The sequence below is a fragment of the Ensifer sp. CCNWLY38 genome (genome assembly GCF_037120565.1).
In the GTDB taxonomy this organism is placed as follows: domain Bacteria; phylum Pseudomonadota; class Alphaproteobacteria; order Rhizobiales; family Rhizobiaceae; genus Ensifer; species Ensifer adhaerens_H.
Window position 1 is genome coordinate 33,463 of the sequence record NZ_JBBBBO010000023.1, and the last position, 21,382, is coordinate 54,844.

Sequence of the window (21,382 nt, forward strand, 5' to 3'; positions counted from 1 at the left end):
CAAGGCCGCGAGTGGCGGTGCATGTCAGACACGGTATTGGCGACGCCCGGAGCGGCAGGAGCATTGACCGCTCGCCCTGCAATGGTGTGAAACAGAAGGGGGTGGAGGTTGGGCCGTGACCAGCCTGACATGCACGGCCGCCGCCATTGACCCGGTGTCGATACCTGAACCTCCTTGCCGACCTCCCATCGACGATCGAACACATTGCGAGGAGAACGACAAAGCGTAGCTTTGCGGATGTAGTGTGCGAGGTTCGCCTGGCACGCGACCTCCGTTCGGCGAGGGTCGCCCTGACGGCCCTGCCAATTCAGTCACGACCGCGCTCAAAATCAGTCTCCTTTGCTGCAAAAGAAATGCCCGGCACTGGGCCGGGCAAGTCGGGGGGAGAAACCTTGTCACGCGTCGTAAGCTGAGGAAGTCCGTCTTGCATTTGGGGAGCGCCCTGCGTCAGGGAACGTCAGTGCGCGCCCTCGTATTCCAGCGATGCACCGATCAGTTCTCGGGCATAGGGATGGGTTGCGCGATTTCCGGGGATCGCCTCGCGCGGCAGAACTTCGGTGATTTCGCCATGGAGCATGACGGCAAAGCGGTCGCACATATGGTCGACCACGGCGAGATCGTGCGTCACCATGATGTAGGTGAAGCCACGTTCTTCACGCAGGCGCTGAAGCAGGTTGAGGATCTCCGCCTGCACCGAAACATCGAGCGCCGAGGTCGGCTCGTCGAGCAGCAACAGCGATGGCTCGAGGATCAACGCGCGAGCGATCGCCACCCGCTGCCTTTGGCCGCCGGAGAGCTGGTGAGGGAACCGGTCGAGGAACGAGATCGGGAGGCCGACATCGGTGATGGCCTTGCGCATGCGCTCTTCGCGGTCACCAAGTTTGTGGATGACGAGCGGCTCGTTGAGGACGGTGCGCACCGACTGGCGCGGATGCAGCGAGCCGTAAGGGTCCTGGAACACCATCTGCAGCATGCGGCAACGCTCGATGAGCGGCATGTCGCGCACCGGCTTTCCGCCGATGAGAATGTCACCGGTCCAAATGTCTGTCAGCATCGAAACGCAGCGCAGGACTGTGGATTTGCCCGAGCCGCTTTCGCCAACGAGCCCGAAGCACTCGCCGGGTTGCACCGAGAAGGTGACGCCTGGAAGAACCTTGGCGGCCGTCGGACCCGTGCCGAAGGTGATAGCGAGATCGCGGCATTCGACTGAAACGGACATCAGGCAATTTCCTCCAGCCATTCAGGACGGCGATCAAGCACGGCAAGCGGTGCGCGCCCGCCGCCGATCCGCGGCTGTGCCGCGAGCAAGCCGCGCGTATAGGGATGCTTCGCCTTGTCGAGGTCTGCAGCCGCCAAGGTTTCAACGATGCGACCGGCATACATGATCAGGACGCGGTCGCAGAAGTTACGCACGAGATTCAAGTCATGGCTGATCATGATGAGGCCGATCCCGCGATCCCGGACAAGACCATCAAGGATGTTCAGCACCTGCAGCCGCACCGTCACATCGAGCGCCGAAGTCGGCTCGTCAGCGATGACGAGGTCCGGGTCGGCAAGCAGCATCATGGCGATCATGACACGCTGGCCCATGCCACCGGATATCTCGTGCGGATATTGGTCGTAGACGCGCTTCGGGTCGCGGATCTTCACCGCTTCAAGCATGGCAAGGGCCTTGTCGCGCGCTTCGGCCTTCGAGCACCTGAAGTGTCGCAGATAGGTTTCCGCCACCTGGTCGCCGACGCGGCGAATGGGGTTCAGCGAAAACTTCGGATCCTGCAGGATCATCGACATGCGCCGGCCGCGGACCTTGAGCATTTCCTTTTCGGAGAGCGACGGCAGATCGAGCTCGGCAAAGCGAAGCCGGTCGGCGGTGATGGTTGCGCCGGGCAGAAGGCGCAAAAGCGCACGTCCGACCGTCGATTTGCCGGAGCCGCTTTCACCGACGATACCGAGACGCTCGCGTCCCAGAGTGAAGGAGACGCCGCGCACTGCGTCCGTCGGAGCGCCGCCATAGCGGATGCGCAGGTTCTCGACTTCGAGAATGGTCTTTTCCATGGGGCTATCTCCGGTTCATCTGCTTCGGATCGAGCGCGTCACGCAAGCCGTCGCCAAGCAGGTTGAATGCGAGACTGACGGAAAGGATGGAGATGCCCGGGAAGGTGACGAGCCACCAGCTGTCCAGCATGTACTTGCGGCCGGTCGCGATCATCGCGCCCCATTCCGGAAGCGGAGGTTGCGCACCGAGCCCGAGGAAGCCGAGGCCGGCTGCGGTCAGGATGACTGTCGCCATGTTCAACGTCAGTCGGATGAGGACCGAAGGCAGGCACATCGGCATGATCGACTTGAAGATGATGCGCGTCGAGGAGGCCCCTTGCAGTCGCGCAGCCGAAATGTAATCCGCCTTGCGGAAGGTCATCGCCTCGGCGCGCGCCAGCCGTGCGATGGGCGGCCAGGAGGTGAGCGCGATCGCGATGATGGCGTTGTTCAGGCTTGGACCGAGCGCTGCGACGAAGGCGAGCGAGAGAATGAGGCTCGGGAAGGACAGGAAAATGTCGGTGATACGCATCATCACCGTATCGACCTTGCCACCGAGGTAACCGGCCGTCGTGCCGATGATGAGACCGATCGGACCGACGACGATCGAGACGAGGAAGATGATCGTGAGCGTGATGCGCGCGCCAAAGACCAGCCGGCTGAAGATGTCTCGGCCAAGCTCGTCCGTGCCGAACAGGTGACCGTTGCCGGGCGCCTGCAAGGTGTTGGCGAGATCCTGCGCATAGGGGTCATGGGTGGCGATCAGCGGCGCGAAGGCGGCGACAAGGACAAGCAACGCCAGCACGAAAAGACCGAAGGTCGAAGTGGGGCTCTTCAGCAGGAAACGAACGATGTTCTTCAGCGCTTGAACGGGTGCCGGCAGACGGAAGGTGGGTTGAACGCGTACGTCCATCAGCGTGTCCTCGGGTCGAAGATGCGGTAGAGAACATCGGACAGGAGGTTGAGCCCGATGAAGATGATGCCGACGATCAGCACGCAGGTCATGACAGCATTCATGTCGCCGGTAATGAGATTGCTGGTGAGATATTGGCCAAAGCCCGGCCAGGCAAAAACCGTCTCGATCAGCACGGCCCCTTCGAGCAGGGAGCCGTAGGCCAGCGCAATGATGGTGACCAGCTGGACGCGGATGTTGATAAAGGCGTGCCGCCAAATCGTCTGGCTGCGCGAAAGGCCCTTCACACGCGCCGTCGTCACATATTCCTGGCCCAGCTGATCGAGCATGAAGCTGCGCGTCATACGCGTGATGTAGGCGGATGAGGAATAGCCGAGCAAGGCAGCCGGCAGGATGATGTGGTTGACCGCTGACCAGAAGACATCCATCTCGCCCGCCAATAGGCTGTCGATGAGCAGAAAGCCCGTGCGTTCCTCGACAAGGCCGATATAGAACTGGTCCATCCGCCCGCTGCCACCAACGAGGCCGAGATGGGCGTAGAAAACGATCAGCGCGATCATGCCAGTCCAGAAGATCGGCATGGAATGACCGAAGAGGCTGAAGACGCGCACGACATGATCCGGCCAGCGATCCTTGTTGACGGCGGCAAGGACGCCGAGCGGAACGCCAAGCCCCGCGCCGATGAGGATCGCGAAGGTGGCAAGCTCGATCGTCGCCGGCATCACATGCAGGATATCCTGGATGACAGGCTGGCCGGTGCGAATGGAGGTACCGAAATTGCCGGTGAAGACGTCTCCCAGGTAATAGAAGAACTGTTCCCAGAGCGGTCGGTCGAGACCCAGCGAGCGGTAGACCTGCTCGTACGTCTCCCGGGTCGCATCTTCTCCGACGATGGCGCGAACGGGGTCGGCGGGCATCAGCCGGCCGATGAAAAAGGTCAGGAGAAGCAGGCCGAGCAGCGTGACCGCGATGGTCCCGATCTGTCCGGCCGCGCCATAGAAGCGGATGCGGCGTAGTGACATGGTTCCTGACATGGTTCCTCCGTGTGTCAGTCGCCTGAAGGTAAGGCGGTACAGGCTCCTATCCTGTATGACAACTTTGGCAAACCTGTCACAGGTTTGTCATGCTGTCAAGCCAAACCGGTCACAGGAAATCGTCGCGCCGGGGCGTGAAGCAGTCGATAAGCTCGCCCGCCTCAAGGCATTGGCACCCGTGCTCGGTGTCTCCGGGGATAACGAGACTATCGCCTGCCTGCAATTCATAGGCCTCCCCGTTGCGGAAGAACCGGAAACGGCCGCGCGCCACATAGGTGGATTGCACGTGCGAATGTCTGTGCAACTTGCCTTTGGCGCCGGATTCGAAGCGAAACGACACGACCATGAGTTCGGGGGAATCGGAAAGAACCTGACGGGTGACGCCAGCGTCCGGCGACACTGCGGGGAAAGTGGGAAGAGTCATGTGAACCTCGGCGATGTTGTATAACATCATCACCATACATGTTCTCATACTTGTATGACAACTATGTTGTCGGCTTCCCGATCAATTTTCTTCGATTGCCATGGTGCGCGAACGCAGAAGCACCTTGTAGCGCTCCAGGCTTCCACGAAGGTGGGCGCGCATCCGTTCACGCGCGGCTTCCGCATTTCCCTCGATGATGGCATCGACGATCTGGCCGTGCTCCTCCTGCAGGTGGAGGTTATAGTCCTTCGGGCGCGATCCGGGCGCCGACCCCTGCAATTCGCCGCGCGGGATGATGCCGGAGCGGATCAGCTGAAGAAACTCCGGGAAGCGTCGGTTCTGAGTGGCCTCCGCAATCGCCAGGTGAAGCTCGAAATCAGCGTCACGCGTGGGCGCGCCCGCTTGCAGGCATTCGCCGACACGGTGATGGGCCTCGAGGATTGCCTCTATCTGTGCCGCCGAGCGACGAGATGCAGCAAGCCCAGCTGATTCCACCTCGAAAACCGTCCTCAATTCAAGGAGTTCGATCACCGAGGAAATCCGTTGCGTTGCAAGGTCCTTGAAGGGCTGGTTCTTGTCCTGCTGGGTTTCAAGGGCAAAGATGCCGGCGCCCTTGCGTGCCTCGACAAGACCGTCTGCGCGCAGGATCGCGATCGCCTCCCGAACGACAGTCCGGCTGACGGAATATTCCTTTGTGAGGGCGCTTTCGCTCGGAAGCCTGTCGCCGGGACGAAATACACCCTCCGTCAGTTCGCGGCGCAGTGCAGCGCTGATCTTCGCCGCCAGCGAGGTGCCGCGAACGTGATTGTTTTCGGCTTCCATTTTCACTCCGCCTGTGTCGAACCTGTCTGGCATGTTAGCCGTTATCTGTTCGAATGCAAGGGCGGCCGCAGACGCGCATACTCAGCGTGCGGCGCGCAACATGGAGCGGTAGCGGATCTGGCTGTTCTTGAGGTGGTTGCGCATCGCCGCGCGTGCTGCATCCTCGTCGCCGTTCTGTATCGCTAAGAGAATTGCTTCGTGTTCGTCCACAAGGCGGCTGAGCTCGTCAGCGGGAAGAACAGCCTCCTCGCCGCTGTCCACGATGGCGCGACGGGGGATGAGGGCCGGTCCGAGCGCCTTAAGAAACTCGCTAAAGCGCGGATTGTTGGTTGCCTCGGCGATCGCGACGTGAAAGGCGAAATCAGCCTCGGCGGTCGGTTTGCCCGCAGCCGCACAGGCCCTGAAGGCATCAAAGGCTTCGATGAGCTTGCCTTCCTGACCGGGCGAGCGGCGAAGGGCTGCAAGTGCGGACGCGTCGCCCTCGACTGCGGTTCGAAGCTCCAGCATCTCGATCAGCGACGACACCCGCGTGAGGTCGACTTGTTGAAACGGCCGCCGCGCGGACGCGGCCTGCTCCAGCAGGAACACGCCCGCTCCCTGCCGAGGTTCGACCAGGCCATCGGAGCGCAAGGCCGCAATCGCCTCGCGCACGACGGTGCGGCTAACGCCGAATTCCTGGGTGAGCTGCGCTTCGGACGGCAGGCGGTCGCCGGGATGGTAGCGCCCCTTGGCTATCTGGGAACGAAGAGCATCCGTAACCTGCGCCACAAGCGTCTTGCCCTGGAAGGCGGAGGGATCGGATGTCGTCGCTGTCATCATGTAAGGGGCCGCTTCCAAGATCTTCGTCGGTCCGTTTGTGGATACGCCATCAATGGGTGATGGCGCAATCCGTCGCTACGCCGACTTCAGATCCTGAGACATCAGGCGCTCAGGAATGTTCTGATAGGAGATGGGCCTTAGGAACCGGCGGATGGCCATGGTACCGACCGAGCTTGCGCCGAAATTGGTGGACGCGGGATAGGGACCGCCGTGAACCATCGCATCGCAGACCTCGACTCCGGTCGGATAACCGTTGGTCAGGATACGGCCCGCCTTGCGCTCAAGGATCACCATGAGCTTGCGCGCGAAATCGACATCGCCGTCGTCGAGATGCAGGGTTGCCGTCAACTGTCCCTTGAAACGCTTTGCCACCACGATCATCTCTTCGAAGCTCTCGACCGTGACGATCAGTCCAAGTGGACCGAAGACTTCCTCTGCAAGGACATGATTGCCGAGCCATTCACGCGAAGGGACGAGAAAGAGATTGGGCGTGACATCCCGCTGACCACAGCTTGTGCTGAGAATCTCGCGAACGCCGCCCCCCTTCGATACGCGGTCGCGTCCTTCGCGATAGGCCCTGGCGATGCCTTCGGTGAGCATGACCTGCGGCTCGACGCCTGAAAGTGCTGCGCAGGCAGCTTCCGCGAAGGCGGGCGCCTGCTCGGCAAGGATCACCGCGATGCCCGGATTGGTGCAGAATTGCCCGGCCCCCATGGTGAGTGAACCTGCCCATCCCTTGGCGATCTCCGCGCCGCGCGCCTTGATCGCCTCCGGCAGGAGAAACATGGGGTTCACCGAGCCGAGTTCGCCGAAGAAGGGAATGGGCTCCGGCCGCCCTGCGCAAAGATCGAAGAGCGCCCGCCCGCCGGCAAGTGAACCGGTGAAGCCGACCGCCTTGATCAGCGGGTGCGTCACGAGGCCCGTACCGACGTCGCGGCGGCCACCCTGGATCAGTGAAAACACACCTGGATGCAATCCGTGCGCCCTGATGGCAGCCAGGGCAGCCTCGGCGACGATCTCGCCGGTCCCCGGGTGGGCCGAATGACCCTTGACGACAACAGGGCAGCCTGCCGCGAGCGCCGAGGCAGTATCGCCGCCCATGGTCGAGAAGGCCAGCGGAAAATTGGAAGCGCCGAAGACGGCAACAGGACCGATCGGTCGTTGGATCAGACGGATGTCGGGACGGGGCAGGGGCTTGCGGTCCGGTAGGGCCTCATCCTGTCGCCTGTCGAGGTACTCGCCCTTGCGAATATGGGAGGCAAACAGCCGAAGCTGGCCGGTCGTGCGTGCGCGCTCGCCCTCAAGGCGGGCGTCCGGCAATCCGGTCTCCGCGCTTCCGATCTCGGTGATCGCCGCCCCGCGCGCCTCTATCTCGTCGGCGATGGCGTCGAGGAATGCTGCGCGCTCGTCGCGGGTCGAGTAGCCGAAGGACCAGAAGGCTTCCTCCGCGGCCTCGGCCGCTTTGTTCACCAGTTCGGTCGTTCCGACGGAGAAATCAAACGCCGGGCCAGACGCCGGCTCGCTCTTGAATGTCTGCCCGGTTGCGATCCATTCGCCTGCGACCAGATGTTTTCCATGCGGCTTGAAGATCATTCATCACTCCCTAAAGATCGGATTGTCGACATAGGCACCGCCCTGAAAGCGAGCAGTGGATTCGTCGGGGCCGGGCTGCGGCGCGGCCTCCGCGAGGCGCGTCCGGAAGGATTCGGCATTGTCCCTGGGTTTCCAGCCCAGCCAGCCGAGGTGTGCGTTGTCCCACCAACCGGCGTCGTTTGCCGATGCACCCCAGATCACGGGACAGCCCAAAACCGGGACGCGGAAGATCGCCTCGATCAGCGACGCGAAGTCTCCATGAGAAAGCCAGGTCGACAACGTCCGGTAATTCGTTGGCTCTGGCGTACAGGAGCCGATCCGCACCAGCGCCGTCTCCTGCCCGAACTTCTCGAAATACAGGCGCGCAAGCGCCTCGCCGAAGCATTTGGAGACCCCGTAGAGTCCATCCGGGCGAAATGGGGCAAGGGGATCGAGCCGTTCGGCTTGCGGATAGTAGCCGATCGTATGATTGGAGCTCGCAAAGACGATGCGCGGCCTGCCATTTGCGCGGGCAGCCTCAAAGAGATTGTAGAGACCGGCGATGTTTCCGCGCAGGATCCCCTCAAACGGGCCTTCGACCGAAGCTCCGCCAAGATGGACGATACCGTCGCAACCGGCGACCATGTCGTTCACGGCTTGAGCGTCGGCCAGATCGCATTGAATGAGCTCCTCGCGGTCAGCTGGCGCTCCAAGACCTGTGCGATCAGCAAGGCGGATCGTGTCGGCCAGGCCAGAGAGCCGTGCGCGCATCACGCGGCCAAGCTGACCCGCCGCGCCAGTGATGAGAAGGCGTTTCAATCCAGGTCTTCCCCTTGAGGAGTTGCAATCGAAAATCGAGGTTGGCATTTGCCTCTTGACGTTGTCAGACATATCATACAACTATGCCTAACACATATTACATGTTGGTCGCAATCACTGAAGGAGGACTTTCATGCTGACCGTCGAAACGCGGCAGGCCGTCAATCCGGACTACGCAAGGACACTCGACACCGAGGGCCTCCGCAGGCATTTTCTCGCTGGGGACATGTTTCGATCGGGCGAGATCCGGTTGATCTACACCCACTACGATCGCTTCGTGATGGGCGGGGCCGTGCCTGCAGGCAAGCCGCTGACGCTCGACAAAGTGGAGGAAACCAAGACGCCGTCGTTTCTCGACCGGCGCGAGATGGGCATCGTCAATGTGGGCAAAACCGGCACGGTCACGACCGAACAGGAGACCTACAGCCTCAACCGCGGCGACGTTCTCTATCTTGGAATGGGTACGGGGCCTGTAACCTTTTCCGGGGAAGGGCGCTTTTACATCACCTCCTGCCCTGCCCATCGCAGCCTGCCTGCGCAGCTAGTGACCATTGCGGGCAGCAAGGAGGTTAAACTCGGCACGACCGAAACCTCCAACAAGCGCACGATCAACCAGTTCATCCACCCGCTGGTCATGGAGAGCTGCCAGCTTGTCCTCGGCTACACGACGCTTGAAGATGGCTCTGTCTGGAACACGATGCCGGCGCATGTCCATGATCGCCGCATGGAGGCCTATCTCTATTTCGGCATGGACGAAAAATCGCGCGTTCTGCATCTGATGGGTGAGCCGCAGGAAACCCGCCATCTCTTCATTGCCAACGAAGAGGGCGCGATTTCCCCGCCCTGGTCCATTCACTCGGGCGCAGGCATCGGCTCCTACACATTCATCTGGGCCATGGCCGGCGACAATGTCGACTATACCGACATGGAGTTCATCCAGCCGGGGGAACTGAAGTGACAAATACCTTTTCACTTCAGGAACATAAGGCACTTGTTACAGGCGCAAACACAGGGCTTGGGCAGGCGATCGCCATTGGTCTCGCAGCCGCTGGCGCCGAGGTCATCTGTGCCGCCCGCCGGGTGCCCGAGGAAACGCTTGAAATCATCGCAAGAGCCGGCGGGAGCGCCGCACCGCTTGCTCTGGACTTCACCGATCCCATGGCGGCACGCGAGGTTTTTGCCGGGCAGGGCTACGATATCCTCGTGAACAATGCCGGCATCATTCGTCGCGCCGATGCGGCGGAATTCAGCGAGGCAGATTGGGATGACGTCATGGACGTCAACCTGAAAGCCCTGTTTTTCACGTGCCAGGCTTTCGCCAAGGAACTGCTGGCAAAGGGCCGCACCGGAAAGATCGTCAACATCGCGTCGTTGCTCTCCTTCCAGGGCGGCATTCGGGTGCCGTCCTATACGGCCGCCAAGCATGGCGTATCGGGCCTCACCAAGTTGCTTGCCAACGAGTGGGCTGCAAAGGGCATCAATGTGAACGCGATAGCGCCCGGCTACATCGAAACCAACAACACCGAAGCGCTGCGCGACGACCCGGATCGCAACAAAGCGATCCTTGATCGCATCCCAGCCAATCGCTGGGGCAGGCCCAAAGACATAGCCGGCGCTGCCGTCTTCCTGTCGTCGGCTGCGGCCGATTACATTCACGGCGCCATTCTCAATGTGGACGGTGGTTGGCTGGCCCGCTGATGGTGATGCCGACCACGAACTCATCATACACGTTATATGATGAGTTCGTGCCAAACCGGCTCATCTCATTCGAAATTTCCATTCTGAATACACGCAGAGGATTACGAAATGACCCCAGAACAGATCAAGGCCGCGCTTGGATCGGGCCTGCTTTCCTTCCCGGTGACGCACTTCGATGCGGAGGGCCGTTTTGCGCCGGAAAGTTACAAGGCCCATGTCGAGTGGCTGGCCGGCTACAAGGCGCCGGTGCTCTTTGCCGCCGGCGGAACCGGTGAGTTCTTCTCGCTGAAGCCGGATGAGATCCCGGCCATCGTTGCTGCCGCCAAGGAAGCATCCGGCGAGACGGCGATCGTATCCGGCTGCGGTTATGGTACGGAGATGGCGGTCGGTATCGCCCGGTCGGTCGAGCGGGTCGGTGCGGATGGTGTCCTGCTTCTGCCGCACTACCTGATCGACGCGCCGCAGGAAGGGCTTTACGCACATGTGAAGAAGATCTGCCAGTCGGTCGGCATCGGCGTCATGGTCTATAACCGCGACAACTCCGTGTTGCAGCCCGACACGCTGGCGCGGCTCTGTGACGAATGCCCAAACCTGATCGGTTTCAAGGATGGCACCGGTGATATCGGCCTCGTCCGCCAGGTCACCGCCAAGATGGGCGATCGCCTGATGTATCTCGGCGGCATGCCGACCGCCGAGCTCTTTGCCGAGGCCTATCTCGGCGCTGGTTTTACCACCTATTCCTCGGCCGTCTTCAACTTCGTACCGGGGCTTGCCAACGAGTTCTACGCGGCCCTTCGCGGCGGTGACCGCGCCACCTGCGAGCGGATCCTTAACGACTTCTTCTATCCGTTCATGGCCATCCGCAACCGGGCCAAGGGCTATGCTGTCTCGGCGGTGAAGGCCGGCGTGCGACTGCAGGGGTTCAATGCCGGACCGGTGCGCAGCCCGCTCACGGACCTGACGGGGGCCGAAGTCGAGATGCTCGACGCGCTCATCGGCAGCCACAAGCGCAAGTCCTGACCGGGGGAGGGAGGAGTGCCATGAAGATCGTCTCCGTCCGCACCCATCTCCTGGAGCACCGGCTGGCCGTGCCGTTCGAAAGCGCCTCGATGCGCTTCGATCGGCGCGCGCATGTGCTGGTCGAGATCGAGTGTGACGACGGAACGATCGGCTGGGGCGAATGCCTTGGGCCGGCGAGACCCAATGCGGCCGTGGTCGCGGCCTATTCCCCCTGGCTGATCGGCCAAGACCCGCGCCAGACGGAAAAGCTCTGGGCGATCCTCTACAACGCGCTTCGCGATCAGGGGCAGCGTGGTCTGGCGATCACGGCGCTGTCCGGCATCGACATCGCGCTCTGGGATATCAAGGGCAAACATTACGGTGCCTCGGTCTCGATGCTGCTCGGTGGCCGCTGGCGCGAGAGCGTGCGCGCCTATGCGACCGGCAGCTTCAAGCGCGACGGGGTCAATCGCGTCTCCGACAATGCCATGGAAATGGCGGAGCGCCGGGCGCAAGGCTTTCACGCCTGCAAGATCAAGATCGGCTTCGGCATCGACGAAGACCTGCGCGTCATCCGCGCGGTGCGCGAGGCGATCGGCGACGAGATGCGGCTGATGATCGACGCCAATCACGGCTATACCGTCACCGAGGCGATCCGGCTTGGCAAGGCGGCCGCCGACTATGACATCGACTGGTTCGAGGAGCCTGTGGGGCCGGAGCAGCTTTCGGCCTATCGCGAGGTGCGTGCCGGGCAGCCGATCCCGGTCGCAGGCGGCGAGACGTGGCACACGCGTTACGGAATGTGGCCCGCGACCGAGAGCCGTGCCGTCGACATCCTGCAGCCGGACCTCTGCGGTTGTGGTGGGTTCTCCGAGATGGCGAAGATCGCAAGTCTTGCGACACTGCACGGCGTTCGCATCGTGCCGCATGTCTGGGGTACCGGCGTACATCTTGCCGCTGCGCTACAGTTCATGGCGGCGATGACGCCGGACCCGGTGCGGGTAAACCCGATCGAACCGATCATGGAGTTCGACCGCACGGAGAATCCGTTCCGCCAGGCGGTGCTGAAGACGCCGATCGAGGCGGTCAACGGCGTCGTCGCCATTCCCGATGCGCCCGGCCTCGGCATCGAGATCGATCGCGGTGCGCTCACCCAGTTCAAGACAGCCGTAGGCTGAGAACATCAGGAGATGCCAGCTGCGCGCAGACCTTATGCTCTTCCTCGGCCCGGGACAGAGATTGCGGCAGCCCAACTTGCATACTTAGCGACCCAGTGCCGATCGCGTGTCCGACTGATTATCCGCAAGCGCCAGTGCCTGCTCGGGCTCATCGAGCTGCATCAAGCCGCCATCGCGGCTCTGGCGGACCTTGTTCAGATGATCGCGCGGACTGAGGCCCAAGGTCCGCTTGAACATGCGGGAGAAGTAATAGGGGTCGGAATAGCCGACTTCGGTGGCGGCCGCCGCGACCGAAAGGCCGGCCTCCAGAAAGTGCATCGCGCGCTCCATTCGCTTCAGCTCTTGGTACTTGCGCGGGGTGCGGGTCACCCGCTTCTGGAATTCGCGCAGGAAGTAGTCGCGATTATAGGGCGTTGCATCGACCGCACGGGTCGCAATATCCGGATCAAGCGGGTTGGCAGAGATCATGGTTGCGGCCTTCATGACTGCAAGATCGATGGCGTCGGCACCCTCGGGTTGGTAGGTGGCATGGTCCCGCCACCCGATGAACGCATCCTCGATAAAGGCGATGAGCAACACCATGAACAGGTGATGCTGGCCGAGGGTCACGGAGGAGGGAGGCGCACTCTGACGATAGTGCCGGACCAGCGGTTCGAGAAGCGGCCAGCGCGTAAGGCGCAACTTCGGCAGCAGGTCCATCTGCGCGATGAGGTTGTGGCGTCCGTAGATATCGAGCGTGAAGTGCTGCGCGACGCCGAGGTAGGTCTCCCGCCCCTCATTCCATCCGACGAAACGCTGGCCACGCAAAATCAGCATCGCGTCACCCGGCTCCATGATCCGAGGTTCGCCGTCTATCAGGTAATGCCCGCGCCCTTCGAGGCAGATCACAAGGTCATCGACCTCATTGGACTTGTCGATCCGCCAGGTGTGCGAGTGCTCCATGCGGATAGCGGCTCGCGTCAGATTGAGGCTCAGCGCCGTCGGTGGAATCGCAGAGAGAATGCCACCTTCAATTTCGTCCATCTTTTTCCTCGCCTTTGTGAATTCATTCTGCAGGAGAGATGGGAGATTGTCACCGCATAAGCCGCTTGTGCGCACCGTATCGTCTGGGAGGAGGGATCGGTTCGTGGCGAAAAAGGGAGAGTCCTGCTTTCGTCCGTGCCGATCCGGGAGCGTAATTTGTACGAAACTGTATCTATAAAGGCAGCATTTCGGTGCCATCCGGGAGGAGCGGCATGAAAGGGCACCGCCTTCTCGGGCTCGGCTATCTGGCGCCCTACATCATCGGCCTTCTGATTTTCACGGCTATTCCGTTCATCGGCTCGTTCTACCTGAGCTTCACCAGCTACGACCTGATGAGCCAGCCACGCTGGACGGGGCTCGCCAACTACGAGCGGCTGTTCACCCGTGACCGCACCTTCATCAAGTCGTTGAACGTCACGCTGCTCTACGTGTTCCTGACCGTGCCGTTGAAGCTCGCCTTTGCACTCTTCATCGCAGCGATCCTGAATTACCGGTTGAAATTCATCGGCCTCTTCCGCACGGCCTTTTATGTGCCGTCGATCCTTGGAGGTTCGATCGCGATTGCCGTGCTGTGGCGCTATGTCTTTGCCTCGGAGGGGCTCGCGAACATGGCGCTCACCACGCTGGGGCTTGCGCCGGTCGACTGGTTCGGCGACCCCACGAACGCGCTCTTCACCATCACGCTTCTGCGCTGCTGGCAGTTCGGCTCGGCCATGGTGATCTTCCTGGCAGCACTGCAATCGATCGACAAGTCGCTCTACGAGGCAGCGGCGATCGATGGCGCGGGCAAGGTGCGGACCTTTTTCTGGATCACCCTGCCGCTGCTGACTCCCGTGATTTTCTTCAACCTCATCATGCAGATGGTGCAGGCGTTCCAGGAGTTCAACGGCCCCTACATCATCACCCAGGGCGGTCCTCTGAAGGCCACATACCTGCTGCCGCTCTACATCTATGACGAGGCGTTCAAGAAGTTCAACATGGGCTATGCCTCGTCCATTGCCTGGGTGCTCTTTGCCATCATCACCGTGCTGACCCTCGTCGCCTTCTGGTCTTCGAAGAAGTGGGTCTACTACGCCGGCGACAAGAGGAACTGAGCCATGGCCGATCTTCAAACGCTCAACGGCCAGCAGGCCGCACGTAGGGCAAGGCTTCGCCTGCTGTCGACGACGGTTCGCTACGTGCTGCTCTTTTCGGTCGGTTTCGTCATGCTTTATCCGCTAATCTGGCTGGTCGGCGCGAGTTTCAAGACCAACTCGGAAATCTTTGCCGGCGCGGGCTTCCTGCCCGACAATCCAACCGCCGACGGCTACATCAAGGGCTGGCAGACATCGACACCCTATACATTCGGCCGGTTCTTCTGGAATTCGTTCCTGATCATCCTGCCGAAAGTGATCGGGACGGCTATCTCCTGCACCATGGCGGCCTATGCCTTCGCGCGCTTTGAGTTCCCGCTCAAGAAGGTGCTCTTCGCATCGGTGATTGCGATCCTGCTCTTGCCGAACGTGGTAACGCGTATCCCGCAATATATCCTGTTCCGCGATCTCGGCTGGCTGGACAGTTTCCTGCCGCTCTGGGTGCCCTCTGCCTTCGCGGGCGATGCCTTCTTCGTCTTCATGCTGGTGCAGTTCTTGCGCTCGCTGCCGGCAGACATGGAAGAGGCGGCGCGCGTCGACGGTGCAAACACTCTCCAGACGCTCGTCTACATCGTCGTTCCCATGCTGGCGCCGGCGCTGATCTCCGTCTGCCTGTTCCAGTTCATGTGGACGATGAACGATTTCCTCGGCCCGCTGATCTACCTGTCATCGGTCGACAAATATCCCGTGAGCCTCGCGCTCAAACTCTCCATCGACACGACAGAAGCCTTCGAATGGAACCGCATTCTCGCAATGTCGGTGCTTACCATCACGCCCGCTTTGGTCGTGTTCTTCGCTGCGCAACGGTATTTCATTGAAGGGATCTCCTCCGGGGGAGTCAAAGGCTGACCATGGCAAAGGTTCAACTGAAAAACCTCGAGAAGGTCTATGGCGGCGCGTTCAAGGCCGTCCACGGCATCAATCTCGACATCGAGGATGGCGAGTTCATGGTCTTCGTCGGCCCCTCCGGCTGCGCCAAGTCGACCACGTTGCGCATGGTCGCGGGGCTGGAGGAAATTTCGGGCGGCGAGATCGTGATCGGCGATCAAAAGGTCAACGACCTGCCGCCGGGCAAGCGTTCGATCGCCATGGTGTTCCAGAACTACGCGCTCTATCCGCATATGAAGGTGCGCGGCAACCTCGCCTTCGGACTGAAGATTGCGGGAAAGCCAAGGGCCGAGATCGAAGCAGCCATCAATCATGTGGCCAAGATCCTCGAAATCGAGCCGCTGCTCGACCGCCTGCCGAAGCAGCTCTCCGGCGGACAGGCGCAGCGCGTGGCACTCGGGCGCGCCCTCATCAAGAAACCAGGCGTCTTCCTCTTCGATGAGCCGCTTTCCAATCTCGACGCCAAGCTGCGCGCCTCAATGCGGGTGCGCATTACCGATCTGCACAGACAATTGAAGGCCGAAGGCCTGTCTTCGACCGTCATCTACGTGACCCACGACCAGACGGAAGCCATGACCATGGGAGACCGGATCTGCGTCATGCAAGCTGGCCACATTATGCAGGTGGCAACACCCAAGGAACTCTATAATCGTCCGGCAAACCTGTTTGTCGCCGGTTTCATCGGAAGCCCCGAGATGAACCTCGTCGATGCGACGCTTGAGGGTGGCGATCTCCAGATCGGAAACCAGTGCCTGGCGCTCGGCGCAAATCTCGAGGGCAGACTTTCGGCCAGACCTGCAGCGGCCGTGCTCGGCATGCGCCCGCAGCATCTTTCGCTCGTCGCTGATGGGCCGGGCCTCGCCGCAAGGCTCACCAACGCCGAGTTCATGGGGCACGAAGTCTACCTGCATGCCGACCTCGAAGGCCGCAAGCTGGTGAGCGTCGTGGGCGCCGCCGAGTTCGAGGCGCTCGTCCAGTCGGACGTTATCCGCCTGCGCCCGGATCCTGACCACCTGCATGTTTTCGACAAGACCGACGGCCGCAACGTCTCGCTGTGAGGAGGCAGCGTTCGGCCCCATTCCAAGGAGGAGAAGCTCGATGAGAACGAAAAGAACGATCGCAGCATTGGCCGGCGTTGCCTATGGCGCCCTGGCCCTCGGGGCGACCGCTCAGGGCGCCGAACTGCGCATGGCGTGGTGGGGCGGTGAAAGCCGTCACGTCGCCACCCAGAAGGCGATTGCGGCCTGCGGCGAAAAATACGGCCACACCGTCAAGGGGGAATTCACCGGCTTTGACGGCTACCTCGAAAAGCTGACGACCCAGATGGCCGGCAAGACCGAAGCCGATATCATCCAGGTCAATTGGCCTTGGCTGCCGTTGTTCTCGAAGAACGGCGACGGTTTTGCCGATCTGCGCAAGCTCAAGGCCGTCGATCTTTCCAACTGGAGCGAGGCGGATCTGTCGGCGGGATCAATGAATGGCGTGCTGCAGGGGCTTTCCGTTTCGACGACAGGCCGCGTCTTCTTCTTCAATGCCACGACCTTCGAGAAGGCGGGTGTCGCCATTCCGAAGAGCTGGGACGAGTTTTTCGCCGCCACGGCGACCATCAAGGAAAAGCTCGGCAAGGACTACTATACCTTCAACGCCGTCAAGGAGACGGCGCAGCTTCTGACGACGCTGGCCGTGGTGCAGAAGACCGGGAAGGATCTGGTCGATCCCGCGACCAATCGCGTTGCCTGGACGCCGGAGGAACTTGCCGAGGGCATATCGTTCCTGGGCAAGCTGGTCGAGACCGGAGCGATCAGATCGCAGAAGGAAGAAGCGGCCGATGGCAATGTCAATCTGTTCGAGAAGCCTGCCTGGGCAGACGGCAAGATTGCCGGCTCCTACGAATGGGATTCGACCTATTCGAAATATGCAGACCCGTTGAAAGACGGTCAGCTGTTGAAGCCCGTGGCAATGCTGAGGTTTCCGGACGCCGTGACGGAAGGCGTCTATCGCAAACCCTCGATGGTGTTCTCCATCTCCAAGAACTCCAAGGACCCTGAGGCGGCAGCTCAGATCGTCAATTGCCTTCTGAACGAACCCGAGGGCATCGATGCGCTTGGCACATCGCGCGGCTTGCCGGCGTCGAAGGCCGCCGCCGCCCGCCTCGGTGACAAGGGCGAGCCGGAAGTGCGCGCAGCAAACGCTATCGTCGTTGCCGCAAGCGGTCCGGCCGTCTCGCCTTTCAACGAGCATCCGGAGGTGCGCGCAGCCTTCATCGATACGCTGGAGGAGTACGCCTATGGCCAGCTGAAGGCGGATGAGGCAGCCGCACAGATCATCGATACGGTGAACGACGTGCTTGCCGAGTTCGATTGATCGTCAGATGTCCCGCCACGGTTTCCGCGGCGGGTCCACTCTACCGGAAAAGCCAAGAGAACGAGACCATGATCCGACCGTCCATCATCGCGCTGTCAGCGCGAACGGCAGCGCTTTGCCTGCCTAAAGCCGGAGCGCTCTATCGCCTGCCTGACCCGGCCTCCTGGCGGCTCGAGCCGGCGGCCGGCGACGGTGAGGTGCGGGAAGGGATCACTGCGACGGTCGTCAGCCTTCTCCATGATCTTCAACCGGGTGGTCGCTACCGCCTCGAGGTCGAAGGGTTCCAGCCGCTTGAGTTCGAAACGCCAGCCTGCGCCGGTCTGATCGATCCAACCGCATTCGGTCTTGTCCCCGGTATCCGTCACGACGATCTCGAGGGTGCCCGCGCCAACGCTGCCGCTCTGGCGGACGCCGTAGTCGCCGTGCCCGACGGCGGCACTTTGCGCCTGCCCAAAGGAGACTGGACGGCCTTTCCGGTTCGGCTCAAGAGCGGCATGACCATGCATATTTCCAAGGGCGCGGTCCTTCATGCGCCCTCGGTGCGCGCGGGCTGGCCCATCCTTGAAGCCCGCGACGCAATGGGCAGGATGCTAGGAAGCTGGGAGGGCCTGCCGACTGCCTGTTTTGCCGCTCCGGTCCATGCCATCGGCGCCGAACGGCTCGTGATCGAAGGAGAGGGCTCTCTCGATGGTTCGGGCGACAGAGGAGATTGGTGGCATTGGCCGAAGGAAACCCGTGACGGAGCCCGCCGCCCGCGCGGTCTGCACCTCGTCTCCTGTGCCGACGTGAAGCTGCTGGGTTTTACCATCCGCAACGCGCCATCCTGGACGATCCATCCGCAGGGCTGCAGGAGGTTGGTTGCAGCGGGCCTCACTGTGGTCGCCCCGCCCGACAGCCCGAACACCGATGGATTCAATCCTGAAAGCTGCCGCGACGTCACGATCACCGGCGTGCGATTTTCCGTGGGCGACGATTGTATCGCGGTAAAGGCGGGCAAGCGCGGGCTGAATGGCGAACACGATCATCTTGCTGAAACCCGCGGCGTCCGCATCACTCATTGCCTGATGGAGCGTGGCCACGGCGGCCTCGTGATCGGCTCGGAAATGTCGGGCGGCGTGCACGATGTCGCTGTCGAGGATTGCGAAATGGTCGGCACGGATCGGGGCCTGCGCCTGAAGACACGACGGGGGCGCGGTGGATCCATCACGAATATCGTCATGCGGCGGGTTCTCATGGATGGTGTGGACACAGCGCTATCGGCCAACGCTCACTACCATTGCGATGCCGACGGTCACGACGACTGGGTGCAGTCACGCCAACCGGCCCTGATCGATCAGGGAACACCCTTCATCGATGGCGTCACCATCGAGGACGTCGAAATCCGCAAGCTCTCGCACGCAGCGGGCGCGTTTCTCGGCCTGCCGGAAGCGCCAATCCGAAACGTCAGAATTCGCCGACTGAAGATTGCGTCCTATCGCGCCGACGCGACCGCCTCACCGCCGATCATGGCTGACCGGGTGCGACCTATGCGGCACGAGGCGATCGCCGCCGAGTACGCCGAGATCGACTGCGACGAACCTGCGCTCTTGAGCAGAGCCCCGATATCCGTTTCCCTTGAATGAGATACCCGATGGACCCGACCGCCTATTTCGACCAGTTCACGCAACGCTACACCCCCTACAAGGGCGGAAGCTGGTGCTACGAGGACGGCTGCATCTATCGCGGTCTTCGACTGCTTTTCGAGGCGACAGGCGAGAGGCGCTGGAGCGATCACCTGCACCGGCTCGTCGATCGCCAGGTCGGTTCTGACGGCACACTCCTCGGGTACGATCCTGCCGAGTACAATATCGACCACATTCTCGCTGGACGCGTCCTGTTCCCATTGGCCGCAGAAACAGGCGATCTTCGCTACAGGACAGCGGCAGACCAACTCGCAGGTCAACTTGAAACCCATCCGCGCATACTTGCGGGCAACTATTGGCACAAGCAGCGCTACCCTAACCAGGTTTGGCTCGACGGGCTCTATATGGGTCTCCCGTTTCAGATCGAATACGCACTTGCGACCGACAATCCGGCTCTGATTGCCGATGCGCTTCAGCAGTTCGCGACAGCACTTGCGCTCACCGCGACCGCCAAGGGCCTCTACGTGCACGGCTATGATGACAGCCGGAAGCAAAGTTGGGCCGACCCGATTACAGGCAGGTCGCCGGCGGTCTGGGCCCGGGCCGTCGGCTGGCTGGCAATGGCACTGGTTGATGCGCTGGCGCTTCTACCCAACGACAGGGCGACCGCAGCGCTACGTTTGAGGACCAGCCTGCTGCTTGACGAATTGATGGCACGCCAGACGCCGTCCGGCCTCTGGATGCAAGTCCTCGATGAGCCCGATCTTGCGGGCAATTATGAGGAAAGCTCTGCTTCTGCCATGTTTGCCTACGCATTGCTGCGCTACGCGCGATTGGGCCTTTCTCAGGCTGATCGAGCCACTGTGGCCGGCCGGCGAGCCCTCAACGCATTGATTTCGGGGCGCCTTGTCGCCGATAGCGAGGGCATCACTCGATTGACGACAATCGTCGGTGTCGCTGGTCTCGGCGGCTTCGAAGGCAACTATCGCGACGGCTCGCCCGGCTACTACCTCTCGGAGCAGGTGGTCGCCGATGACGCCAAGGGCGTCGGACCACTGATGATGGCGTTCGCCGAAGGCCTGAGGTGTTGCGACAAGTCCCTCAGCGTTGCAACCGGCCGACAAGGATCGGCCAGCTCCAGATGAAGCGTATCGGAGCTTTCAGCATAGCGCCGCGTCAGCGGGGAAAGCGGGAATTCGCGTCACGCGAAGGCGGAAGAAGGGCCGCCGCAGGAGCTTCAACATAGTGGCCCGCAGGGGAAGCGGGACCGACTGCCCCCGTACGAAGCGTTCCGTGTCGAATAACTTCGACGTTTTGCACTCTAGTGACAACCCATTGGTATCTATCGCAAGTCGCACTTCATCCTTTATTCACCCGCAATAGTAGCAAAAATCGCGTAAGACTTATTATGGAACCTGCATTGAGACAACGTTCGCTGGACTGTCAGCCTTTGGGCAATCCCTCGGGTCGCAGGTACTTTCTCAGCGCGGCGATGCGAAAGATTGCGTTGCGGCTCCGTAGCCGCGATAGCCCCTTCTTTCGATGATCTCGAAGAAGAAACCTTCACCAAAGGTCGGACTATAGAGCTGGAAATATTCACCGTTCTCGTCCCGGTCATAAAGGATGTTTTCAGTCTTCAGCCGATCGACAAAATCCGCATCGAGGCCGAAGCACGCTTCCACGTCGTCGTAGTAGTTCGGCGAGATCGGCAATACCTTGAAGCCGTTCTGCCGCAACGCCTGCGCCGTTGCGAGGATATCTTCGGTGGCAAAAGCCAAATGCTGTACGCCGGAGCCGAAAGTTTCGGCGATGAAGCGGCCAGCCAGCGTGTTGCGGTTTTCCGCGCCATTCAATGTCAGGCGCAGCGTGCCGGTATCGTTTTCCACGACCTGGCTGCGCACGATGCCAGCCGGATCAACAATGTCGACCATCGGCGTCTTATGCGCGTCGAGCAGCGATGTGTGTAAGCGGTGACGTGAGGCCGTTACTTCCTGAAGTTCCAGGGCATCAATGCGTCGATATCACTCGCTGGCCAACCGG

20 protein-coding genes and 1 pseudogene are annotated in these 21,382 nt (G+C 61.4%); 10 read left to right on the plus strand and 11 right to left on the minus strand.

Annotated features, from left to right (window positions below):
- Positions 1 to 457 precede the first annotated feature (457 nt).
- The 9 genes from V7S54_RS31725 to V7S54_RS31765 form a co-directional block, all read right to left on the minus strand.
- Positions 458 to 1,219 (minus strand): ABC transporter ATP-binding protein, encoded by a 762-nt coding sequence (locus V7S54_RS31725; RefSeq protein ID WP_065376487.1) that lies wholly within the window; start codon positions 1,217 to 1,219, stop codon positions 458 to 460.
- Entirely contained in the window at positions 1,219 to 2,055 is an 837-nt protein-coding gene (locus V7S54_RS31730; protein WP_058324689.1) for an ABC transporter ATP-binding protein, read from the minus strand. Before V7S54_RS31730 ends, V7S54_RS31725 begins: the two co-directional genes overlap by 1 nt.
- A 4-nt stretch (positions 2,056 to 2,059) precedes the next feature.
- Positions 2,060 to 2,947: an ABC transporter permease gene (locus V7S54_RS31735; RefSeq protein ID WP_065376488.1), complete on the minus strand. Its 888-nt coding sequence runs from the start codon at positions 2,945 to 2,947 to the stop codon at positions 2,060 to 2,062.
- Positions 2,947 to 3,969, minus strand: a complete 1,023-nt coding sequence (locus V7S54_RS31740) for an ABC transporter permease (RefSeq protein ID WP_065376489.1) — start codon at positions 3,967 to 3,969, stop codon at positions 2,947 to 2,949. The genes V7S54_RS31735 and V7S54_RS31740 overlap by 1 nt, the downstream gene beginning before the upstream one ends.
- 121 nt (positions 3,970 to 4,090) lie before the next feature.
- Positions 4,091 to 4,432, minus strand: a complete 342-nt coding sequence (locus V7S54_RS31745; protein WP_442892642.1) for a cupin domain-containing protein — start codon at positions 4,430 to 4,432, stop codon at positions 4,091 to 4,093.
- Between the two features lie 54 nt (positions 4,433 to 4,486).
- Positions 4,487 to 5,227 carry an FCD domain-containing protein gene (locus V7S54_RS31750; protein ID WP_113479040.1) on the minus strand — a complete coding sequence of 247 codons (741 nt, stop codon included), beginning with the start codon at positions 5,225 to 5,227 and terminating at the stop codon, positions 4,487 to 4,489.
- An 81-nt stretch (positions 5,228 to 5,308) separates the two neighbouring features.
- Positions 5,309 to 6,046, minus strand: coding sequence for a FadR/GntR family transcriptional regulator (locus tag V7S54_RS31755; RefSeq protein WP_065376490.1), 738 nt, complete (start codon positions 6,044 to 6,046; stop codon positions 5,309 to 5,311).
- Between the two features lie 75 nt (positions 6,047 to 6,121).
- A complete protein-coding gene (locus tag V7S54_RS31760; protein ID WP_336409854.1) occupies positions 6,122 to 7,639 on the minus strand; it encodes an aldehyde dehydrogenase (NADP(+)) in 1,518 nt (505 codons plus the stop codon).
- 3 nt (positions 7,640 to 7,642) lie between these two features.
- Positions 7,643 to 8,437 (minus strand): NAD-dependent epimerase/dehydratase family protein, encoded by a 795-nt coding sequence (locus V7S54_RS31765; protein ID WP_336409855.1) that lies wholly within the window; start codon positions 8,435 to 8,437, stop codon positions 7,643 to 7,645.
- 133 nt (positions 8,438 to 8,570) lie between these two features.
- Between V7S54_RS31765 and kduI the strand changes: the two genes are divergently transcribed.
- The 4 genes from kduI to V7S54_RS31785 all read left to right on the plus strand — a co-directional run bounded on the left by kduI (position 8,571) and on the right by V7S54_RS31785 (position 12,312).
- Complete coding sequence (gene kduI / locus V7S54_RS31770; RefSeq protein ID WP_336409856.1) at positions 8,571 to 9,395, plus strand: 5-dehydro-4-deoxy-D-glucuronate isomerase; 825 nt, start codon at positions 8,571 to 8,573, stop codon at positions 9,393 to 9,395.
- Positions 9,392 to 10,135 (plus strand): 2-dehydro-3-deoxy-D-gluconate 5-dehydrogenase KduD, encoded by a 744-nt coding sequence (gene kduD, locus V7S54_RS31775; protein WP_336409857.1) that lies wholly within the window; start codon positions 9,392 to 9,394, stop codon positions 10,133 to 10,135. The genes kduI and kduD overlap by 4 nt, the downstream gene beginning before the upstream one ends.
- Before the next feature lie 108 nt (positions 10,136 to 10,243).
- Positions 10,244 to 11,155, plus strand: coding sequence for a 5-dehydro-4-deoxyglucarate dehydratase (gene kdgD / locus V7S54_RS31780; RefSeq protein ID WP_336409858.1), 912 nt, complete (start codon positions 10,244 to 10,246; stop codon positions 11,153 to 11,155).
- Between the two features lie 20 nt (positions 11,156 to 11,175).
- Positions 11,176 to 12,312 (plus strand): mandelate racemase/muconate lactonizing enzyme family protein, encoded by a 1,137-nt coding sequence (locus V7S54_RS31785; protein WP_336409859.1) that lies wholly within the window; start codon positions 11,176 to 11,178, stop codon positions 12,310 to 12,312.
- An 84-nt stretch (positions 12,313 to 12,396) separates the two neighbouring features.
- Here the strand turns inward: V7S54_RS31785 and V7S54_RS31790 are convergent, their stop codons facing one another.
- The gene (locus V7S54_RS31790) at positions 12,397 to 13,335 is read right to left on the minus strand and encodes a helix-turn-helix domain-containing protein (RefSeq protein WP_336409860.1); all 939 of its coding nucleotides are present in this window, start codon (positions 13,333 to 13,335) and stop codon (positions 12,397 to 12,399) included.
- Positions 13,336 to 13,547: 212 nt separating this feature from the next.
- On the opposite strand from V7S54_RS31790, the gene V7S54_RS31795 reads away from it, so the two are divergent.
- The 6 genes from V7S54_RS31795 (at position 13,548) to V7S54_RS31820 (ending at position 20,487) form a co-directional block, all read left to right on the plus strand.
- Positions 13,548 to 14,429: a carbohydrate ABC transporter permease gene (locus V7S54_RS31795; protein ID WP_336409861.1), complete on the plus strand. Its 882-nt coding sequence runs from the start codon at positions 13,548 to 13,550 to the stop codon at positions 14,427 to 14,429.
- 3 nt (positions 14,430 to 14,432) lie between these two features.
- The gene (locus tag V7S54_RS31800) at positions 14,433 to 15,317 is read left to right on the plus strand and encodes a carbohydrate ABC transporter permease (protein WP_336409862.1); all 885 of its coding nucleotides are present in this window, start codon (positions 14,433 to 14,435) and stop codon (positions 15,315 to 15,317) included.
- 2 nt (positions 15,318 to 15,319) lie between these two features.
- Positions 15,320 to 16,414 (plus strand): ABC transporter ATP-binding protein, encoded by a 1,095-nt coding sequence (locus V7S54_RS31805; protein WP_065377514.1) that lies wholly within the window; start codon positions 15,320 to 15,322, stop codon positions 16,412 to 16,414.
- Between the two features lie 40 nt (positions 16,415 to 16,454).
- Entirely contained in the window at positions 16,455 to 17,720 is a 1,266-nt protein-coding gene (locus tag V7S54_RS31810) for an ABC transporter substrate-binding protein (RefSeq protein WP_336409863.1), read from the plus strand.
- A 68-nt stretch (positions 17,721 to 17,788) separates the two neighbouring features.
- Positions 17,789 to 19,342, plus strand: coding sequence for a polygalacturonase PglA (pglA, locus tag V7S54_RS31815; RefSeq protein WP_336409864.1), 1,554 nt, complete (start codon positions 17,789 to 17,791; stop codon positions 19,340 to 19,342).
- Positions 19,343 to 19,350: 8 nt separating this feature from the next.
- Positions 19,351 to 20,487 carry a glycoside hydrolase family 88/105 protein gene (locus V7S54_RS31820; protein ID WP_336409865.1) on the plus strand — a complete coding sequence of 379 codons (1,137 nt, stop codon included), beginning with the start codon at positions 19,351 to 19,353 and terminating at the stop codon, positions 20,485 to 20,487.
- 298 nt (positions 20,488 to 20,785) lie between these two features.
- Here V7S54_RS31820 and V7S54_RS31825 read toward each other — a convergent pair.
- Positions 20,786 to 21,306, minus strand: a pseudogene (locus V7S54_RS31825) (VOC family protein); the annotation flags it as partial.
- Positions 21,307 to 21,382: the final 76 nt, after the last annotated feature.